The sequence below is a fragment of the Sphingobium indicum BiD32 genome (assembly GCF_000382885.1).
GTDB lineage: Bacteria > Pseudomonadota > Alphaproteobacteria > Sphingomonadales > Sphingomonadaceae > Sphingobium > Sphingobium japonicum_C.
This window is the reverse complement of record NZ_CAVK010000151.1, coordinates 1-20,082: the sequence shown is the minus strand read 5'-3', so window position 1 is coordinate 20,082 and position 20,082 is coordinate 1. Positions and strand designations below refer to the sequence as shown.

Below are 20,082 nucleotides of genomic sequence, written 5' to 3'. Positions count from 1 at the left end.
ATTCCCGTTCGCCCTGAGCTTGTCGAAGGGCTGCATTTTTCTTTTGGAAAGGACTGGGCTTCGACAGGCTCAGCCCGAACGGAACCAAGATTATGAGTGACTATCGCATCCAGGGCGCAACCGGTGAGTGGGAGGTCGTGATCGGCCTGGAGGTCCATGCGCAGGTGACGTCGAATGCCAAGCTGTTTTCGGGCGCGGCGACCGCGTTCGGGGCGGAGCCGAATACGCAGGTGTCGCTGGTGGACGCTGCGATGCCCGGCATGTTGCCCGTGCCCAATCGCGAGTGCATCCGCCAGGCGGTGCGTACCGGCATGGCGATCGATGCGCAGATCAACAAATGGTCGCGCTTCGACCGGAAAAATTACTTCTACGCCGATTTGCCGCAGGGCTATCAGATCAGCCAGCTCTATCACCCGATCGTGGGCGAAGGGCAGATCGAGATCGTACTGGACGAGAAGAACCCCGAAACCAGCAGCAAGGTGATCGGCGTCGAGCGGATCCATGTCGAGCAGGATGCGGGCAAGCTGATGCATGACCAGCATCCCACCAGCTCCTATGTCGATCTCAACCGGTCGGGCGTCGCGCTGATGGAAATCGTGTCGCGGCCCGACATGCGATCGCCTGCCGAAGCGGGCGCTTATCTGGCGAAGCTGCGGACGATCCTGCGCTATGTCGGCTCCTGCGACGGCAATATGGATCAGGGTTCCATGCGCGCGGACGTCAATGTGTCGGTGCGCAAGCCGGGTGGAGAACTCGGTACACGGACCGAGACGAAGAACGTCAATTCGGTGCGCTTCGTCATGGCCGTGGTGGAGCGGGAGGCGAGCCGTCAGGTCGATGTGCTGGAAGCGGGCGGCAAGATCGTGCAGGAAACCCGCCTGTATGACCCGGACAAGAATGAGACCCGGTCGATGCGCTCGAAGGAAGATGCGCATGATTATCGCTACTTCCCCGATCCCGACCTGTTGCCGCTGGTGCTCGACGACGCCTTCCTTGATGAATGTCGCGCCTCGCTGCCCGAACTGCCCGACGTCAAGCGCAAGCGCTACGAACAGGCGCTGGGCCTGTCGCCCTATAATGCCGCAACCCTGACCGCCGACGCCGATACCGCGCGCTGGTTCGAGACGCTGCTGACCGAGAGCGCCGCCGCGCAGAAGAAGAGCGAGAGCGATGTTGCCAAGGCGGCAGCCAACTGGTTGCTGTCGGACCTCTATGGTGCGCTCAACCGGCTTGGCAAAAGCCTGGAGGAAAGCCCGGTCGGTCCCGCGCAGGCGGCCGAATTGCTGGCGCTGGTCGCAGACGGCACCCTGTCAGGATCGCTCGCCAAGCAGGTGTTCGAGATCATGCTGGAAACCGGCGACGGCGCAGGCAAGATCGTCGAGGAAAAAGGTCTGAAACAGACGTCCGACACTGGCGCGATCGAGGCGGCGGTGGCCAATGTGCTGGCCAACAACGCTGACAAGGTCGAGCAGTATCGCGGCGGCAAGGAAGCTTTGTTCGGCTTCTTCGTCGGTCAGACGATGAAGGCGATGCAGGGCAAGGCCAACCCGCAGGTCGTGAACGAACTGGTGAAGAAGGCGCTGGCTGGGTAAACCGCGCTGCTCTTCCAAACTGAAAAATAAGGGGCGCCGCCGGGGGGACCGACGACGCCCCTCTTTTTGTGCCCGGCGCCCTGGGGGGAGGGAGTATGCCGGGGCGGAATGGACGGACCGGGAGGGTCTGTGGGGTGTGGCCCGTCCATTCATAGGCAAGACGTCACAGCACGAAGTTAACCGTCGCCCGCAACGAGATGGCGACGTGATTTTGTTTTTCCTCCGCGCCGAATTCGCCGCCGACCCGGACGCCATAGAGGCGGGCGCGACCGGTCCAGCCGTTGGTGCGATCCTCTGCGACCAGGGTGAAGCGATCGCCATCCTTGAAATTGGCCACGGTGTCGCCGAGCGATCCGCCGATAATCTGGCGGCGACCGCCCTCCAGCTCCAGCCGGACCCAGCCATCTTCGGGCTTGAGGCTGCCGAAATCATAGCCTGCCGTCACTGTGCCGTTGGCGGTGGTTTCGTCGCTGCTGCGGCCAAGGACGGTCAGGTTGAAGGCGTCGCCGCCGCCGCTCTCGCTATAGCCGTCCTCCTTCAGGCGGTAATAGTCGATGCCGATGGCCGGGCGCAGGCTGATGCGGCCCATCTGCCACTGATAGGAGGCACCCGCCGTCGCGGAATAGAGTGTGCCATCCCACTTGCCGTCCGCCGTGCGGGCAACGTCGCCATTCTCGAAATGGCGGGTGCCGGTAAAGCCTATTTGCGCAGCCGATAGCCGGGCAAAGGCCAGCAGCGGACCCCATTGGCCGCGCCAGTGCGCCGCCAACTCATATTGGTCGGAATCGACCGCATTGTTGGAACTGCCGCTGCTGTCGCTGGCGTGAATATAGGCGAAGGAACCGCCGAACGCGCCAAGATCGGTCAGATATTCGACGCCACCGCCCGCGCCCCAGCCGCTAATGTCGTAGGATGCGGTGTCGCCCACGCTCTTGGCCCCGCCAAACCCGACCTGTTGCAGCCAGAAGCCCAGCCTTCCGTCCTTGGTGCGATAGATGCCATTGGGGTCGGACAATATGCGTGCGGTCGCGCGCGACCCCGACGTCACCGCCTCGAACGTGCCGCCCGCATGGTCGGGCAACATCTGGCGCAGATTGGCGTTCAACGTGGTGCCGTCGCTGATGCCCAGATAGGCGCTGGCGACCGCTGCGTCATTGTCGAGCGCGTCGAAGATCGCCGGATAGGCGCGGGCGAGTGAACCGGTGAGGCCCAGATCGGTGACGCTTTTCGCGGCGATGGAGAGGGTGACGGTGCCTGCATTGCTGTCGCCGCTGACGCTGCCCTTGAACAGATAGGGCAGCAGCGTGCTGGTCGCGAGCGCAGGCGATCCGCTGAGCGATCCGGCGCGTACGATAACATAGTCGCCCGCCGAACCGCTGACCTGGGTGAGGTTGACCTTGACCTGCGATCCGCTGGCAAAGCTGGCCGCACCCGCGACGTCATAGACGGTGGTGGCGTTGGTTGCCGCGTTGATGGTGACGCCAAGGGTCGATGAGCCGCCGGCCGACAGGGACGCCAGTGAAACCGTGCCCGTATTGGTGGCGTTGAGCGTGCCGCCGTTCAGGACCGCCGCCATGCCGCCGCTGTTACTGATTGCGCCGGTTAGTGCTGATGTGCCGTTCAATGTCAGCGTGCCGCTGCCACCGCCGAAATCGACCGCTCCGGTCAGCTTGGCGCTGTCGGCGAGCGACAGGCTGGCGTTGCCGACACCGAAGCCGACATTGCCAGTGAGGCTGGATGTGCCGCCAAGCGTGATGCTGTCATTGCCCGCGCCCATCGTCAGATTGCCGGTGATGCCGCCTGCCGACACGGTCAGCGCGTCATTGCCCGATCCCAGCCTGATGTCGCCGACGATCGAGGGGGCGGCGGCGGTCGCGGAGGCGAGCGCCTGTGTCAGGGTGACGCCGCTGCTGTTGGCGCTGAGGTCAATGGCGGTGTTGGTCAGGCCGCCCGTCGCGCTGATCCGTCCGCTGTTGGACAGGCTGGCCAGCGTGCCGGAGGAACCGAGGATGGCAATCGCTGTTCCCTTTTCCGTGCTGAGCGCGGTTGCGCCTACCGTCCCGCTGATGGTGAGAGAATTGACCGACGCGCCCGCGTCGATGACGATGGCGCGCGCCGATGTGCCTGTCAGGGCCGATCCGGTCGCGCCGATCGTTCCGCCGACCTTGATCGTGCCGGTGCTGGCGCCGGAGCCGAGCCGCAGCGCCGTGGCGTTGCTGTCATAGGATATGGCGGCGAGCGTGCCGTCGATACCGATCCCCTTGGCGATCGTGACGGTGCCGCCGAGGCCACCAATGGATAGGCCGTCATCGTCCACGTCCGTGTCAGTAGTGCTGAGCGTTGGAGGTATGTCGAAGATCACGCCGCCATTCACATTGCCCGCGATGACGATGGCGGAGCCGCCCTGCAACAGATCGTCGGCATCCAGCTTGGTCACGTCGGTCGGGCGGGTGGTGGCGCGGTAGCCGGTGCTGACAATGCTACCCTGAATCTTCAGCGCACCGCCAATGTCGCCCAGCAGCGCCGCGCCGATGCTGTTGGCACCCTGCACCGATGTCGAACTGCGCAGGGTGACATTGCCGGTCACGGCATTGGCGACCAGCCCATAGCTGTTGTCGCCAATCACGGATGTGGTGCCGCTGGTCGCCAGATTGCCGGTCAGCGCGCCGTCAAGGCGGATGCCTGCCGACTGGTTGCCCTCGATCGAGATCGTGCCGCTATGATCGACATTGCCGACATGGGCCGCGCCGGACTGGACCCAGATGCCGGTCTTGCCCGTTCCCTTGGCAAACTGCCCGTCCAGATCGCCGTCGCTGTCGCTATCGGTCGCCGTGTAATTTTCGGTCAGGGTGATGGTGCCGCTGTTGGTGATGTCGCCGTTCGTACCGGGGATAGCCAGGATGCCGGTCACTGTATTGGCGTCGTTGATCGTGATCGTACCGGCGTTGCTGACGTCATGATTGCTGTCGAGCGTGACCCCGGTGCCGCTGGTCAGGGTGATCGAACCGGCCGAACTGATGATGATGTCGTCCGCCGATCCGCTGGCGATCGTTGACGTTTTGACTGCCGTGGTGGTCGACGTGCCGATCGTGGTGGCGGCCATGGCGTTGGCCAGCGTCAGCGCGACCAGCGCCGGGGCGATGGCCGTGCAGGCCTGTAGATGTCGCATGATGTCTCCTCTGCGTATCGCGCCTGATTTTTGTGCGCGCGTGCAGGAAGGACGGTGCCGGGTGGCTATTTCCGTCTGAACCGATGTTCAGAAAGCGAAGTCGATGCCGATCCGCAGGGTGCGGGGACGCAGCGGGGTGTAATAGTCGCTACTCAGGTCGAACGGTGTGCCGAGCGAGAAGCGGTTGCCGTCGCTGTCGAGCAGGTTGGTGAGCGAGAGCGACATCTGCACCGGCCCGCGCGTTACGCTGGCCGACAGGCTGGTATCGATATAGTCGCCCTGCGTCCGCCCCAGTATCGGCCCGACGCCCAGTTGCGACTTGCCGACATAGCGGGCCGACCCGGACAGGTGCAGGCGCATCGCATCACCCAGCGGCGCGCGATAATCGAACGCCAGCCGTCCGCCCAGATTGGCGACATTGGGCAGGGTGAGCGATCGTCCGCCATAGGAGAGCGCCCGCAGGAACTGCGCGGGCTGGGTCAGGCGGCTGTCATTGTAGATGATGCTGCCGTCCAGCGTCAGGCGCGCTACGGGGCGCACGACCATTCGCGCTTCGGCGGTGTAGATGCGGCCGTCGCCGATATTGGCTGTGGTGGGCAGGCCGATCCGGTCGGTCACGTCCGCCTGGATATTGCGCCAGTCGGTATAAGCCAGGTTGCCGCTGATCGCGATGGTGTCGCGACCCGGAACGCCCTTGCGAAAACCAATCTCCACGGTCGAGGCACGGTCATTCTGGAAGCGCCGGACGCGCTGGTCATCCACTGCCAATCCGCCGGGGCGGAAGCCCTGCTGATAGCGGGCATAGAGGGTGATGTCGGTTATGGCGTCGGTCAGCAGCGCGAAAGAGGGGAGGAAGATGGTTTCGCTGCGGTCGGCCTGCGCTTCGGCGCGCGCGAGATCGGCTGATGACAGGGCGGCAATGGGATCGAGCGCTTCGCCCGACAGGCGGCTGTTGGTCAGGCGTCCGCCAACGGTCGCGATCAGGCCTTTGACCGGCTCGAACGATGCTTCGCCGAACAGGGTCGCTTCCTTGACGCTGTTGCGCACACCAGTTGCCGTCGCAGGCATCCCGCCGCCGAACATCGGCACGCCAGGTATGACCTGGGGCTGGAGCGGGGCGGTGCCGTAGGAGGTGAGCGTGCGCCGGAGCTTCGACCGGCTTTGCAGGTAGGACGCGCCCAATATCCAGCCAAGGCCATTGTCGAGATCGCGCACCAGCCGGTTTTCGGTGGAGAATATCTCGACATCATTGCGCTGGCGGAACAGCGAGGGCGGGCCGTCCTGCTGGGTGGCGTCATAGCTTTCGGCCAGATCATGATGGACAAAGCCGGTCGAGGAGACGAAGCGCAGCGTGTCCCACTGCCGCTCGATCCGTATATTGCCGAGCAGATAGTCCGAAAAATAGGGCTGGGCGACGCTGGAGGCACGCTGGAGTCTGCCAAGAGACTGGGTCGCATATTGGGCGTCGCGGCCTTCGATATGCTGGTACACGCCATTGATGTCGATGGTCCAGTTTTCGTCCGGGGCGAAGCGCAATGCGGCCCGACCACCATAGGTGCGGGCGCGGTTGACGTCGTTCAGGTCGCGGCTGACATCGTCGATATAGCCGCTGTCCTGCACGCCATAGCCAACGACGCGCAGCGCGATCCTTTCCGCGACGATCGGCAGGTTGATCGTTGCTGACAGATCGCCGCCAGGGTCGCCATGCTGGGTGGCGGACAGGCCCGCCGACACCTGCCCGCCAAATTCGCCCAGATTGGGGGCGTTGGGCATGATGCGGATGATCCCGCCCAGTGACCCTGCGCCGTAGAGCGTGCCCTGCGGCCCTTCCAATATCTCGACCCGGCCGACATCATAGAGTTTTAGGTCGGGGTCCGGCGCGGCGTAATTGAGCCGCATGTCGCCCAGATATTGGCCGGTGGTGGCCTGGGTCGGCCCGGCAACACCGGAATCGGCGATGGCACGGATGAACAGCTTGTTGCGGCCCGCGCCTGCATGGGTGGAACTGAGGCTCGCGACCCGCGCCAGTAGCGTGGCGGTGCCGCCCGATGCCTCGCCACTGGAAAACAGGTTGCTGTCCAGCGCCTCGACCATGCCGGCGTAGCGGGGCAGGGGCGTATCGCGCTTGGATGCGGTGACGATGATGTCGGCGGCCGGTTGATCGGGCAAGGGGGCGGCAGGGACCGGCGCGGGGGTAGTCGGTCGCGGGGCAGGGCGGGCGCGGACGATGCGCCAGGTTGTGGCGTCGATCCGCCGGGCGGTCGCGCCGCTGCCCCGGAGCAGGCGCCTGAGCGCGCCTTCCACCGAGAGGCGGCCGGTGACGGCGGGGGTCGCTATCCCGGCGAGCGACTGGTCGGACATGCCGATGCTGACGCCGGTTTGACGGCCAAGCGCGACCACGGCCTCGCCCAGCCGTGCAGGGGCGATGCTGATATTCTGTCTGTCCGCCGCTTGTGCGGGCGTTACGATCGCTAGGGCGGTGACGATCAGGAGGTCAGCTTTGCGGCCCATTCCCTTCCTTCAGCAGCCAGCCGTCGCCGGTGCGTATCGCGCGCAGCCCCATCAGCGGGGCAGCGCCCGCAAAGAAGCGCGCCGGGTTCTTGTCCAGCCGGATCGTGCCGGTGAAGCGCATGGCCCGTGCGCCGGGCGTGGTGGTCAGCGCGATGCCGAGCGACCGGCCAATATCCTGGCTGATCTCTCCCACGGCCGCATTGGCATAGACCAGCCGTCCCTGCCGCCAGCTGGCGACGGCGGCCGGGGCGACATCCATCACCCGCAAGCCCTGCGCATCGTCGGTCAGCGCCCGTCCGGCGGGCAGGCTGATCGCTTGCGAATCCGGGTTGTAGATCACCTTGCCTTCGGACACGCCAATCCGGGTCGCGTCGCCGGTATGGACGATGTTGAATATGGTCCCGGCATCCTCGAATATTGCGTCGCCCACGGTCACGCGGAACGGGTCGCTCTCATCATGGCGCACGGTGAAGGCGGCCTCACCGCTGTCGAGCGCGGCGAAGCGCGTGTCGTTGCGGTCGAGCCGGAGTGTCGTGCCGCCATTGACGTCGATCCGCGTGCCATCCTCCAGCGCGATGATACGGGTTTCGCCGGGGCGGGTGGTGACGGTGTAGATGTCCGCGCGGGTCATCATGCCGACCGAGATGGCTGCGACCAGCGCCGCTGCAATTGCGCCGCCACCGATCCAGCGCCATGTCCGGCGTTGCGGTTCGCCCGGATCGTTGGCGGCCACTGGCATCGCGACGGGTTCGGGCGGAATGATGCTGTCCAGATCAGTGTCCGCCGCCATCAGCGCGTCATAGGCTTCCGCGCGCGCCGGATCACCCTCTAGCCACAGCGTGAAGGCCTCCCAGTCGACAAAGTCGGGATCGCGCGTGCGGATGACCCATCCGAGCGCCTCCTCTTGCATCATGGCTCCAGCCCTGTTCATATTTTGCCCCTTGCAGAGACTGACGTCGCCGACCCGCTCATGCCGTATCCATTTTCTGCTTGAGCGCGATCATTGCACGATAGGCCTTTTGCAGATCCTTCTCCACCGTGGTCAGGCTGACCCCCAGTTCGTCGGCTATGGCGCGTTGTCCGACCCCTTCGATACGGAAGCGGCGGAATACCAGCTCGACGCGCGGGCCAAGCGCGCGGAGCACCTCGCGCGCCTCGGCCAGCGTCTGGTTCAGGATCAGCCGTTCATCGACCGGCAGGTCGTCCGCCGGATCGGCCATCACCCCGCCAGCGCCCTCCGCCCAATCCTGTTCGCGCCGTTCGCGCCGGGTGGCGGATCGGTAGCGGTCCAGCATCAGATTATTGGCCATGCGATAAAGATAGGGCAGCGGATCGGCGATCGGGCCGATATCCTTGGCTTCCAGCTTCATCCACATGTCCTGGATCATATCCTCCGCATTCTCCCCCGCGCCGCGCGCGCGCAGGAAGCGCAGCAAGGCGGCGCGATTTGCCATGAAAAGTGCGGAAAGGCCGGTGGCCATGCCTGTCTGTGTCCAATGCGGGGCAAGTCTTGGCGGGTTGCCATAGATGGCCGAGCGGGGTCTTGGCAACGCCCAAGCTGTTTACGGGGGCGCGCCGCTGTTTTAGGGTCGAAACCAATCGAGACTGTACCATCCTCCCCTTGCAGGGGAGGTGGCATCGCGCAGCGATGACGGAGGGGTGTCGTCTTCGCGATAACATGACACCCCTCCGTCTGGCCTGCGGCCATCCACCTCCCTTTAAAGGGGAGGATTGGACGGCCTGAAATTCACATATGAGGGGCAGTGTTGGGCATGATGGATGGCGTGGACAGGGCGGCGGCGGGAGCGGCGGGGATGGACGCGGATCGGCTGGATGCGCTGGTCGGCCATCTGGACGCGACCTATCTGGCGCCGGGCAAGCTGGCGCATATGCAATTATTGGTCTCGCGTGATGAGCAACCCTTGCTGTCACTCGCGCGCGGCGTGGCGCGGGCGAGTGGTGAGCCGTTGCAGGGTGATGCGCTGTTCCGCATCGCGTCGATGACCAAGCCGGTCACATCTGTCGCGTTCATGATGCTGGTGGAGGCGGGCAAGGTCACGCTCGATACGCCGGTGGCGGACGTCATCCCCGAATTTGCCGACCTGCGTGTCGGGCGGGGCAATCGGGCGCGGATGAAGCGGCCGATGCGCATGATCGACCTGCTGCGTCACACGTCGGGGCTGACCTACGGGCTGCAACGCCAGACGCCGATCGACGCGCGATACCGGTTGCTGGGGCTGGATGAGTTTCAGCAGAAGCGCACATCGGATGACTTCATTGCCGATCTCGCCCGGTTGCCGCTGGAATTTTCGCCGGGGGAGCGGTGGAATTATTCTGTGTCGACCGATGTGCTGGGCGTGGTGGTGGAACGGCTGAGCGGCATGGCGCTGGACGCCTTTTTCCGCACCCGCATCTTCGATCCTTTGGGCATGACCGACACCGGCTTTGTCGTGCGCGACGATCAGGTCGATCGGATGACCGATGCCTGGCGGCTGGATGAGGATGGGCAGCGGGTCATTGCCGATCTCGGCGCGCGCAGCGGCTGGCGGCGGCAGGGGCGGTTCCTGTCGGGCGGGGGCGGGCTGGTGTCCAGCGTGGCGGATTATCATCGCTTCGCCCGCATGTTGCTGCGCGGCGGAGAGTTGGAAGGCGTGCGGCTGTTGCGGGCCGACAGCGTGGCGATGATGCGGGACAATCATCTGCCGGGCGGTGGCGACCTGGCCCGACATTCGACCGGCATGTTCAGCGAAGCCGACTATAATGAAGTGGGCTTTGGTCTGGGCTTTGCGATGGGCCTTGAAAACCGAGAATATTATTGGGGCGGCGTGTTTTCGACCTATTTCTGGATCGATCCGGTCGAGCATCTGATTGGCATTTTCATGACCCAGTTGCTCCCCTCCAGCGCCTATCCGGTGCGGGCCGAATTGCGCGCTGGCGTGTGGAGTGCGATCGTCGAGCGGCGCGGCCCAATCAAGGAAACGCAGGCGCGCTGATTTTTTTGCTGCGCCGCAAAAACCCTTTGGCTTGGGCCGCGACGCTGTGCCATCATCCCTTTGACAGAATAGGGGGACGAGCCACATGAACCTCAAGGGCCAGACCAAACTTCCGATACCCGCGCCGCGCCGGGTTGATCCGCAAGTGCTAGCCCATGAGATTGTCGAGCGGCTGACCTATCGCATCGGCAAGAATGCCGCCGCCGCCAAGCCGCATGACTGGCTGCACGCGGTCATCCTCTCGATCCGCGACCGGGTGATCGACGCCTGGATTACGTCGACCCAGAAAACCTATGAGGAAGAAGGACGACGGGTCTATTATCTGTCCCTTGAATTCCTGATCGGCCGGCTGATGCGCGACGCGGCGTCCAACATGGAAATGCTGGACGACATGCAGGCTGCACTGGCCTCGCTGGGCGTCGATATCGACATTATCGCGGCGTTGGAGCCGGACGCGGCGCTGGGCAATGGCGGGCTTGGCCGTCTGGCCGCCTGCTTCATGGAAAGCATGGCGACGACCGACGTGCCGGCTTATGGCTATGGCATCCGCTATGTGAACGGCATGTTCCGGCAGGAAATTTCGGATGGCTGGCAGGTGGAACTGCCCGAAACCTGGCTGGCGCACGGCAATCCGTGGGAGTTTGAACGGCGCGAGGCGAGTTACGAGGTCGGCTTTGGCGGACGGGTCGATCCGGTCGAGAGCGAGGATGCCGGGCCGAACCAGATGGACTGGCACCCGACCGAGCGGGTGATCGCAACCCCCTATGACACGCCGATTGCGGGCTGGCGCGGCAAGCGGGTCAATACGCTGCGGCTGTGGCAGGCGCAGCCGATCGATCCGATCCTGCTCGAAAAATTCAATGCGGGTGACCATCTGGGCGCGCTGGCGGAGAGCAATCGCGCGGAATCGCTGACCCGCGTGCTGTATCCCGCCGACAGTTCGGCGGCAGGGCAGGAATTGCGGCTGCGGCAGGAATATTTCTTCTCCTCCGCATCCCTGCAGGACATTGTGCGGCGGCACATCCAATATTTCGGCAGCATCCTGACCCTGCCCGACAAGGCGGCGATCCAGCTTAACGACACCCATCCGGCGGTGGCGGTGGCGGAGCTGATGCGCATCCTGCTCGACGATCATGGGCTGGATTTTGGCGAGGCGTGGGAAATCACCCGGCGCACCTTCAGCTACACCAACCACACATTGTTGCCCGAAGCGCTGGAAAGCTGGCCGGTGCCCCTGTTCGAGCGGCTGCTGCCCCGGCATATGCAGATCGTCTATGCGGTCAACAGCCGGTTGCTGGCGGAAGCACGCAAGTCAGGCCAGTTTGACGACCATGCGATCGGCGCGATATCTCTGATTGACGAGGGCGGCGACCGGCGGGTGCGGATGGGCAATCTGGCCTTTGCCGGGTCGCACAGCGTCAATGGCGTGTCGGCGTTGCATACCGATCTGATGAAGGTCACGGTCTTTGCAGACCTGCACAATCTCTACCCCACGCGGATCAACAACAAGACCAATGGCGTTACCTTTCGCCGCTGGCTGATGCAGTGCAATCCGGGTCTGTTCGCGCTGATCCGCGAGGCGATTGGCGACCGGTTCATGGACGATCCCGAAGCGCTGCGCGATCTTGATCCCTTCGCCGACGACAGCGCGTTTCAGGAGAAGTTCCTGAGCGTGAAGCGGGCCAACAAGGCGGCGTTGTCCAGCCTGTTGCGGCAGAAGGTCAACGCCCGGATCGATCCGGACGCGATGTTCGACATCCAGATCAAGCGCATCCACGAATATAAGCGGCAATTGCTCAACATCGTCGAGGCGGTGTCGCTCTACGACCAGATCCGGTCCCACCCTGAGAAGGACTGGGTGCCGCGCGTCAAATTGTTCGGGGGCAAGGCCGCGTCGAGTTATCATAATGCCAAGCTGATCATCAAGCTGGCGGGCGACGTGGCGCGCGCGGTCAATCATGATCCGTCCGTGCAGGGGCTGCTCAAGTTGCAGTTCGTGCCGAACTACAACGTATCTATGGCAGAAGTCATGATCCCGGCGGCTGACCTGTCCGAACAGATTTCGACGGCGGGGATGGAAGCGTCGGGCACCGGTAATATGAAGTTCGCGGTCAATGGTGCGCTGACCATCGGCACGCTGGATGGCGCCAATGTCGAGATGCGCGATCATGTGGGCGAGGAGAATATCATCATCTTCGGCCTGACCGCGCAGGAGGTGAATGAGCGCCGCGCCAATGGCTATAAACCGGGCGAAATGATCGGCCAGAGCCGCGAATTGTCGCAGGCGCTCGACGCGATTGCCAGCGGCGTATTCTCGCCCGATGACCCGGATCGCTACAAGGGGCTGATCCAGGGCATATACGATCATGACTGGTTCATGCTGGCGGCCGATTTCGACAGCTATTCCGCCGCACAGCGCGATGTCGATGCACTCTGGACGGATGGCGCTTTGTGGGCGAAGAAGGCGATACATAATGTTGCCCGGATGGGATGGTTCTCGTCGGACCGGACCATCCGCGAATATGCGACCGACATCTGGAAGATAAAGTCATGACCGGGATAGGGCGATAGAGTTGGTGTTGACGCCGGAGCAGATTGACCGGCTGATACAGGGTCGCGAGGACGACCCCTTTGCCACGCTTGGCGTGCATCCGGCCGGGAGCGGCTTTACCGCCTGCGTCCTGCTGCCCGATGCGGTCGGGGTCACCGCGCAGACCCTGGATGGCAAGCCGGTTGGTGATTTGGCGGCGATCCATCCCGACGGGCTGTTCTTTGGCAAGGTGAAGCTGCGCAAGCGCCAGCCGCTGCGTTATGTCGCGCGTTATGGCGATGGCGGCGACCATGTCATGGTCGACCCCTATGGATTTGGCCCGGTGCTGGGTCCGATGGACGATTATTATTTCGCCCAAGGATCGCACGGCCGCTTGTTCGACAAGCTGGGCGCGCATGTCATGACCCATGACGGGGCGACCGGCACGCATTTCGCGGTCTGGGCGCCCAATGCCAGGCGGGTATCAGTGGTCGGCGACTTCAACCGCTGGGATGGCCGCCGCGCGCCGATGCGTCATCGTGCGGACGCGGGCGTTTGGGAGATATTCCTGCCCGGTGTCGGGCCGGGCAGCGCGTATAAATATGAGATTATGGGCGCGGATGGGGTCATCCTGCCGCTCAAGGCCGATCCCTTCGCGTTCCAGTCTGAACTCCGCCCCTCGACCGCGTCGATCGTCGCTGCGCCGCTCGACCATGAATGGGGGGACGCGCGACATAAGCAGCATTGGCAGCAGGCCGATGCGCGGCGCGAGCCGGTGTCGATCTACGAAGTCCATGCGGGGTCCTGGCAGCTGGACGAGGCTGGCGATTTCCTGAGCTGGGACGAGCTGGCCAACCGGCTGATCCCCTATGTTGTCGGCATGGGCTTTACCCATATCGAATTTCTGCCGATCAGCGAATATCCCTATGATCCCAGCTGGGGCTACCAGACGCTGGGGCTTTATGCGCCCACCGCGCGCTTTGGCGATCCGGCGGGATTTGCGCGCTTTGTCGATGGCGCGCACCGGGCCGGCGTGGGAGTCATCCTCGACTGGGTGCCGGCGCATTTTCCGACCGACGAACATGGGCTGGCCTATTTCGACGGCACGGCGCTCTATGAACATGCCGATCCGCGAAAGGGCTTCCACCCCGACTGGAACACCGCCATCTATAATTTCGGGCGGCGCGAAGTGTCGCAATATCTGATCAACAACGCGCTGTTCTGGGCAGAGCGCTATCATATCGATGGTCTGCGGGTGGATGCGGTCGCATCGATGCTCTATCTCGATTATTCGCGCAAGCCGGGCGAATGGGTGCCCAACGACCATGGCGGGCGAGAGAATGTGGAGGCGGTCGCCTTCCTCCAGCAGTTAAACACCGCGCTTTACGGCACCCATGGCGGGGTGATGACGATCGCTGAGGAGTCGACCAGCTGGCCGGACGTGTCACGTCCGGTGCATACCGGCGGGCTGGGCTTTGGCTTCAAATGGAATATGGGGTTCATGCACGACACGCTGCGTTATTTGCAGCGTGATCCGGTGCATCGCCGCCATCATCACGACGACATCACCTTCGGGCTGCTTTACGCCTTTACCGAAAATTTCGTGCTGGCGCTGAGCCATGACGAGGTGGTGCATGGCAAGGCGTCGCTGCTGCACAAGATGCCGGGCGACGACTGGCAGAAATTCGCGACATTGCGGGCCTATTATGGTCTGATGTGGGGCTATCCGGGCAAGAAGCTGCTGTTCATGGGGCAGGAATTCGCCCAGCGCGGCGAGTGGAGCGAGGAGCGGGCGCTCGACTGGCATCTGGTCGATCATGCACCCCATCATGGCGTGCAGCAGCTGGTGAGCGATCTTAACCATCTCTATCGTTCCCGCCCGGCGCTGCACGCGCGTGATTGCGAGCCGGAGGGGTTCGAGTGGGTGCTGGTCGATGCGGCGGCCGATTCGCTCTTTGCCTGGGTACGGCGTGCGCCGGGCGTGCTGCCGATCGTGGTGATCAGCCATTTTACGCCAGTGCTGCGGCACGGCTACCGGATGCGCTTGCCATCGGGCGGGCGCTGGCGCGAGATATTGAACAGCGACGCGGCCGATTATGGCGGCAGCAATGCGGGCAATATGGGCATGGTGACGGCGGATGAGGAGGGATGGGCCAATGTGACCATTCCCCCCTTTGCGACGTTGATGCTGGAACTGGATATTTGAGGAAGCCGTCGGGCGCGTGCAGGCGATCACGGGGCAGAGCAAGGAGAGGCCCGAAATGCAGCAGACACGACATCAGCCGATCGCCCGCGACGCCATGGCCTATGTGCTGGCAGGAGGACGCGGCAGTCGCCTGGCGGAACTGACCGACAAGCGCGCCAAGCCCGCCGTTCATTTTGGCGGCAAGGCGCGGATCATCGACTTCGCCCTGTCCAACGCCCTCAACAGCGGTATTCGCCGCATCGGCGTGGCGACGCAATATAAGGCCCATTCGCTGATCCGCCATTTGCAGCGCGGCTGGAACTTCTTTCGCCCCGAACGCAATGAGAGCTTCGACATTTTGCCCGCCAGCCAGCGCGTGTCCGAAAGCCAGTGGTATGAAGGGACCGCCGACGCGGTGTTCCAGAATATCGACATCATCGAAAGCTATGCGCCCGAATATATGGTGCTGCTGGCGGGCGACCATGTCTATAAAATGGACTATGAGCTGATGCTCCAGCAGCATGTCGATAGCGGCGCGGACGTGACGGTCGGCTGCATGGAAGTGCCGCGCAGCGAGGCGTCTGGCTTTGGCGTGATGCATGTCGATGAAAGGGACTGGATCACCGCCTTCGTCGAAAAGCCCAAAGACCCGCCGTCCATCCCCGGCCAGCCCGACATGGCGCTGGCGTCGATGGGCATTTATGTGTTCCGGACCCGCTTCCTGATCGAGCAATTGCGGCGCGATGCGGACGACCTGGCGAGTAAGCGCGATTTTGGCGGCGATATCATCCCCTATATCGTCAAGCATGGCAAAGCCGTGGCGCACCGCTTTTCGAGCAGTTGCGTGCGGGCCGAGAGTGAACTGGTTCCCTACTGGCGCGACGTGGGGACGATCGACGCCTATTGGCAGGCGAGCATCGACCTGACCGATGTGGTTCCCTCGCTGGATTTGTATGACCGTAGCTGGCCGTTATGGACCTATTCGGAAGTCACCCCGCCGGCCAAGTTCGTGCATAATGAGGATGGGCGACGTGGCTCCGCCACCTCATCGCTGGTCGCGGGCGGCTGTATCGTGTCAGGTTCATCGCTACATCGCAGCCTGCTGTTTTCCGGGGTCAAGACGCATAGTTTCTCGTCGGTCACCGACAGCGTCATCATGCCCGATTGCGAGATCGGGCGCGGGGCGCGACTGCATAAATGCGTGCTGGATTCAGGGATCATCATTCCGCCGGGCCTGATCATCGGCGAGCATCCAGAAGAGGATGCGCAGCGTTTTCGCCGGACCGACAGCGGCATCTGCCTGGTGACACAGCCGATGATCGAACGGCTGGTGGCTTGAGCGGTCCATGGCGATGAAATTGCTGTCGGTCGCGTCCGAAGTCTATCCGCTGGTCAAGACCGGCGGCCTTGCCGATGTCGCTGGCGCGCTGCCGGGCGCACTGGCGGCGCAGGATGTGATGGTTCGGACGCTGGTGCCGGGTTACCCCGCCGTCATTGCGCGGCTGGGCAAGGCGAAGGTGGTGCGGCGCTATGAGTCGCTGTTCGGTGTCCCCGCCACCGTGCTGGCCGCAAGCGTCGGCGGGCTGGACCTGCTGGTGCTGGACGCGCCGGATTTTTATGCACGCGAGGGCGGTCCTTATGGCGATCATGCGGGCAATGAGTGGCAGGACAATTGGCGGCGCTTTGCAGCCTTGTCGCGGGTGGGCGCGGATATTGCAGCGGAGGGGGTGAAGGGCTGGCGACCCGATGTCGTCCATGTCCATGACTGGCAGGCGGCGATGACCGCGGCCTATATGCGTTTTGGCCCGGCCCATGCCGTGCCCAAGGTGGTGACGATCCACAATCTGGCGTTTCAGGGGCGGTTCAGCGCGGAAATTTTCGGCGCGCTGGGATTGCCGCAGGAGGCGTGGGGGGTGGATGGCGTCGAATATTATGGCGGCATCGGTTATCTGAAGGCGGGATTGGTGTCGGCTGATGCGATCACGACAGTGAGCCCGACATATGCAGAGGAAATTCGTTCGCCGGTCCATGGCATGGGGCTGGACGGCCTGATCAACGGGCGGGTCGACAGGCTGCATGGGATATTGAACGGGGTCGATACCGACATCTGGAATCCTGAAAATGATTCATTGATTACAAAGGCTTATACGGCACGCGCCTTGGGCGGACGGTCGGCGAACCGGCGGACGCTGGAGAGCCGGTTCGGGCTGGATCATGATGCCGCGCCGATCTTCATCATCGTCAGTCGCCTGACCTGGCAGAAGGGGATGGACCTGATGGTGGGCGCGATCGACCATCTGGTCGGACTGGGCGCGAAGCTGGCGGTGCTGGGGTCAGGCGACCATCCGCTGGAGGGCGCATTTCTGGGCGCGGCGGACCGGTATCGCGGGCGGATCGGTGTGCAGATCGGCTATGACGAGCCATTGTCGCACCTGATGCAGGCGGGGGGGGACGCGATATTGATCCCGTCGCGCTTCGAGCCGTGCGGGCTGACCCAGCTTTACGGGCTGCGCTATGGCTGCGTGCCGGTGGTGGCGCGGGTCGGTGGCCTGGCCGATACGGTGATCGACGCCAATGAGGCGGCATTGTCGGCGGGGGCGGCAACGGGGATCGTCTTTGCCCCGTCCGATCCGCTGGCGCTGCATGGTGCGATCGGCCGGGTGGTGCGGCTGCACGGGCAACGACCGGTCTGGCAGGCGATGCAGCGGGCGGGGATGCGCAGCGAAGTGTCGTGGGACCATAGCGCGGCGCGCTATGCGGCGCTGTATCGGGCGTTGCTGGTGGAGGCGGCGTGATCGGAGGCGGGGCCGCGCCGGTCATCGGCCGCAACGCCACCCGCTTTTCAATCTGGGCGCCGGAGGCCGAGCAGCTATGGTTGTGCCTGTTCGATGACGCCGACAGGGAGAGGCGCCTGCCGATGCTGCGCGATGTCGATGGCGTCTGGCATGTCGAGGCGGCGGGCGTTGGGGCGGGCGCGCGCTATGGCGTGCGGGCGGATGGCGCCTATGATCCGGCTGCGGGGCTGTGGTTCGATCCCGACAAGCTGCTGCTTGATCCCTATGCGCCTGCGATCGACCGGGCCTTTGTCTATGACCCGGCGCTGACGGCGCGGCGCGGGGAGGGGAGCGATACCGCGCCGCTTAACGCCAAGGGGGTGGTGGTTGCACCGATGGCTCCGGTCCCCGCGAAGCCGCCGCATTTCACGCCGGGCGGGCTGATCTACGAACTGCATGTGCGTGGCTTTACGATGCTGCATCCCGATGTGCCGGAAGCGCAGCGCGGGACCATTGCCGCGCTCGCGCATCCCGCGATCATCGCGCATTTGCAGCAATTGCATGTCTCGGCGATCGAACTGATGCCAATCAACGCCTGGATCGACGAGCGGCATCTGGGGCCGCTCGGCCTCACAAACTATTGGGGCTATAATCCGGTCAGTTGGTTCGCGCTCGACCCGCGCCTTGCACCGGGCGGCATGGCGGAACTGCGCGCGACGGTGGCAGCGTTGCATGAAGCGGGGATCGGCGTGATCCTCGACATGGTCTATAATCATAATGGCGAGAGCGACGCTTTCGGACCGACCTTGTCGCTGCGTGGCCTGAATGCCCGCGACTATTTTCGCCATACCGATGACGGGCGGCTGATCAACGATACCGGGACGGGCAACAGCGTCGCGTGCAACCAGCCGGTGGTGCGCCGCCTGATCCTGGAGTCGTTGCGCCATTTCGTGACGCAGGCCGGGGTGGATGGATTCCGGTTCGATCTGGGACCGGCGCTGGGGCGAATGGCGGACGGGTTTGATCCTCACGCGCCGCTATTGGAAGAGATGCGGGCTGATCCGGTGCTGGCCGACCGGGTGATGATTGCCGAGCCGTGGGACATCGGACCGGGGGGCTATCAACTTGGGCGCTTTGGTGACGGCTGGCTGGAATGGAATGACCGCTATCGCGATGACATGCGGCGCTTCTGGCGGGGGGACGCGGGCACGCTGGGCGGCTTTGCGACGCGGCTGGCAGGATCGTCCGATGTGTTTGGGAAGGGGACGACGCGCAGTGTCAATTTCCTGGCTGCGCATGACGGCTTCACCCTGGCGGACCTGACCGCCTATGAGCAGCGGCACAACCACGACAATGGTGAGCAGAATCGCGACGGGCATGGCGAAAATCTGAGCTGGAATAATGGCGTCGAGGGGGTGAGCGATGACCCGGCCATTGTGGCCGCGCGGCGTCGCGACATCATGGCGCTGCTCTCCACCCTTTTCTGTTCGCGCGGGGCGATCATGCTGAGCGCGGGGGATGAATTTGGCCGCAGCCAGCAGGGCAACAATAATGCCTATGCGCAGGATAATGTGATCGGCTGGGTCGACTGGGCGGGGCGTGACCGGGCGATTGAGGCGCATGCCTTCGCGCTGGCGGGATTGCGGGCACGGTGCCCGGACCTGAGCGATATCGCCATGCTGCGCGAGGAGGATGTGGTCTGGCTGAACGAGAGGGGTGAGGCGATGCGCGTTGCGCAATGGGAGCAGCCGGAGCGCCGTTGTGTCGCGCTGCGTTTCGGGCGGTCGGGCTGGACTTTGTGCGTCAATGGCAGTGGTGAGGCGCAGGATTTTTGCCTGGGCGATGGTCGCAGCTTCACTGTTGCCGCTCGCAGCCTGTTGGTGGTTGATCCATTGTCTGGCTAAGGGCTTATGCTTCCCGATAACAGGGACTGAAACGAGCAAGAGAAAGTTGGCGCGATGTCGGACAAACGGCCCCCTATGTTTCAAGGCCTTCGGCGCGGCAGGGCCAGAGGGCCGATGCCGGATTCGGCCTATCCCGCGATGATCGATACGCTGCGCGATTTTCTGGACGATCTGGCGAGCGCCAAACTGGATGAGGCGACGATCGGGGCGCTGACGGCGGACCTGAGCGACTGGCGGGGGCGACTGGCACCGTTGAAAGCGAGTGAGGACGACCGGATGTTCGGCCGCGTCGATGACGTGCCGGGCCATGGCCAGGTCATGTGTCCGGCCTTTGCGATCGAGGTGCAGGATGCCACGTCGGTTCGGGCGCAGGTGACGTTCGGCGACTATTTTCTGGGCGGCAATGCGGCGGCCCATGGCGGCG

Annotated in this window: 11 protein-coding genes and 1 pseudogene; 8 read left to right on the top strand and 4 right to left on the bottom strand. The window is 63.9% G+C overall.

From position 1 onward, the window contains the following. Window positions 1–92: 92 nt before the first annotated feature. Window positions 93–1,592, top strand: a complete 1,500-nt coding sequence (gene gatB, locus EBBID32_RS15390) for an Asp-tRNA(Asn)/Glu-tRNA(Gln) amidotransferase subunit GatB (RefSeq protein WP_006960058.1) — start codon at window positions 93–95, stop codon at window positions 1,590–1,592. A 163-nt stretch (window positions 1,593–1,755) separates the two neighbouring features. Here gatB and EBBID32_RS15385 read toward each other — a convergent pair whose 3' ends face one another. The 4 genes from EBBID32_RS15385 to EBBID32_RS15370 form a co-directional block, all read right to left on the bottom strand. Further along, window positions 1,756–4,761 (bottom strand): autotransporter outer membrane beta-barrel domain-containing protein, encoded by a 3,006-nt coding sequence (locus EBBID32_RS15385; protein WP_006960056.1) that lies wholly within the window; start codon window positions 4,759–4,761, stop codon window positions 1,756–1,758. Window positions 4,762–4,848: 87 nt separating this feature from the next. Then, window positions 4,849–7,272 carry a TonB-dependent receptor domain-containing protein gene (locus tag EBBID32_RS15380; RefSeq protein ID WP_006960054.1) on the bottom strand — a complete coding sequence of 808 codons (2,424 nt, stop codon included), beginning with the start codon at window positions 7,270–7,272 and terminating at the stop codon, window positions 4,849–4,851. Beyond that, complete coding sequence (locus EBBID32_RS15375; RefSeq protein WP_037491112.1) at window positions 7,256–8,185, bottom strand: FecR family protein; 930 nt, start codon at window positions 8,183–8,185, stop codon at window positions 7,256–7,258. The genes EBBID32_RS15380 and EBBID32_RS15375 overlap by 17 nt, the downstream gene beginning before the upstream one ends. Window positions 8,186–8,240: 55 nt before the next feature. After that, window positions 8,241–8,753 carry an RNA polymerase sigma factor gene (locus tag EBBID32_RS15370; RefSeq protein WP_006960049.1) on the bottom strand — a complete coding sequence of 171 codons (513 nt, stop codon included), beginning with the start codon at window positions 8,751–8,753 and terminating at the stop codon, window positions 8,241–8,243. Window positions 8,754–9,044: 291 nt separating this feature from the next. Between EBBID32_RS15370 and EBBID32_RS15365 the strand changes: the two genes are divergently transcribed. The 7 genes and pseudogenes from EBBID32_RS15365 to EBBID32_RS15335 form a co-directional block, all read left to right on the top strand. Then, window positions 9,045–10,265 (top strand): serine hydrolase domain-containing protein, encoded by a 1,221-nt coding sequence (locus EBBID32_RS15365; protein WP_037491109.1) that lies wholly within the window; start codon window positions 9,045–9,047, stop codon window positions 10,263–10,265. 85 nt (window positions 10,266–10,350) lie between these two features. Beyond that, window positions 10,351–12,819, top strand: a complete 2,469-nt coding sequence (locus tag EBBID32_RS15360) for a glycogen/starch/alpha-glucan phosphorylase (RefSeq protein WP_006960046.1) — start codon at window positions 10,351–10,353, stop codon at window positions 12,817–12,819. Window positions 12,820–12,841: 22 nt separating this feature from the next. After that, window positions 12,842–15,001: a 1,4-alpha-glucan branching protein GlgB gene (glgB, locus tag EBBID32_RS15355; protein WP_006960044.1), complete on the top strand. Its 2,160-nt coding sequence runs from the start codon at window positions 12,842–12,844 to the stop codon at window positions 14,999–15,001. Window positions 15,002–15,056: 55 nt separating this feature from the next. After that, window positions 15,057–16,319: a glucose-1-phosphate adenylyltransferase gene (glgC, locus tag EBBID32_RS15350; RefSeq protein ID WP_006960043.1), complete on the top strand. Its 1,263-nt coding sequence runs from the start codon at window positions 15,057–15,059 to the stop codon at window positions 16,317–16,319. A gap of 7 nt (window positions 16,320–16,326) precedes the next feature. Continuing rightward, window positions 16,327–17,775 carry a glycogen synthase GlgA gene (gene glgA / locus EBBID32_RS15345; RefSeq protein WP_006960041.1) on the top strand — a complete coding sequence of 483 codons (1,449 nt, stop codon included), beginning with the start codon at window positions 16,327–16,329 and terminating at the stop codon, window positions 17,773–17,775. After that, complete coding sequence (gene glgX / locus EBBID32_RS15340) at window positions 17,772–19,658, top strand: glycogen debranching protein GlgX (RefSeq protein WP_006960040.1); 1,887 nt, start codon at window positions 17,772–17,774, stop codon at window positions 19,656–19,658. Before glgA ends, glgX begins: the two co-directional genes overlap by 4 nt. A 114-nt stretch (window positions 19,659–19,772) precedes the next feature. Then, a pseudogene (locus tag EBBID32_RS15335) lies at window positions 19,773–20,082 on the top strand (PaaI family thioesterase); the annotation flags it as partial.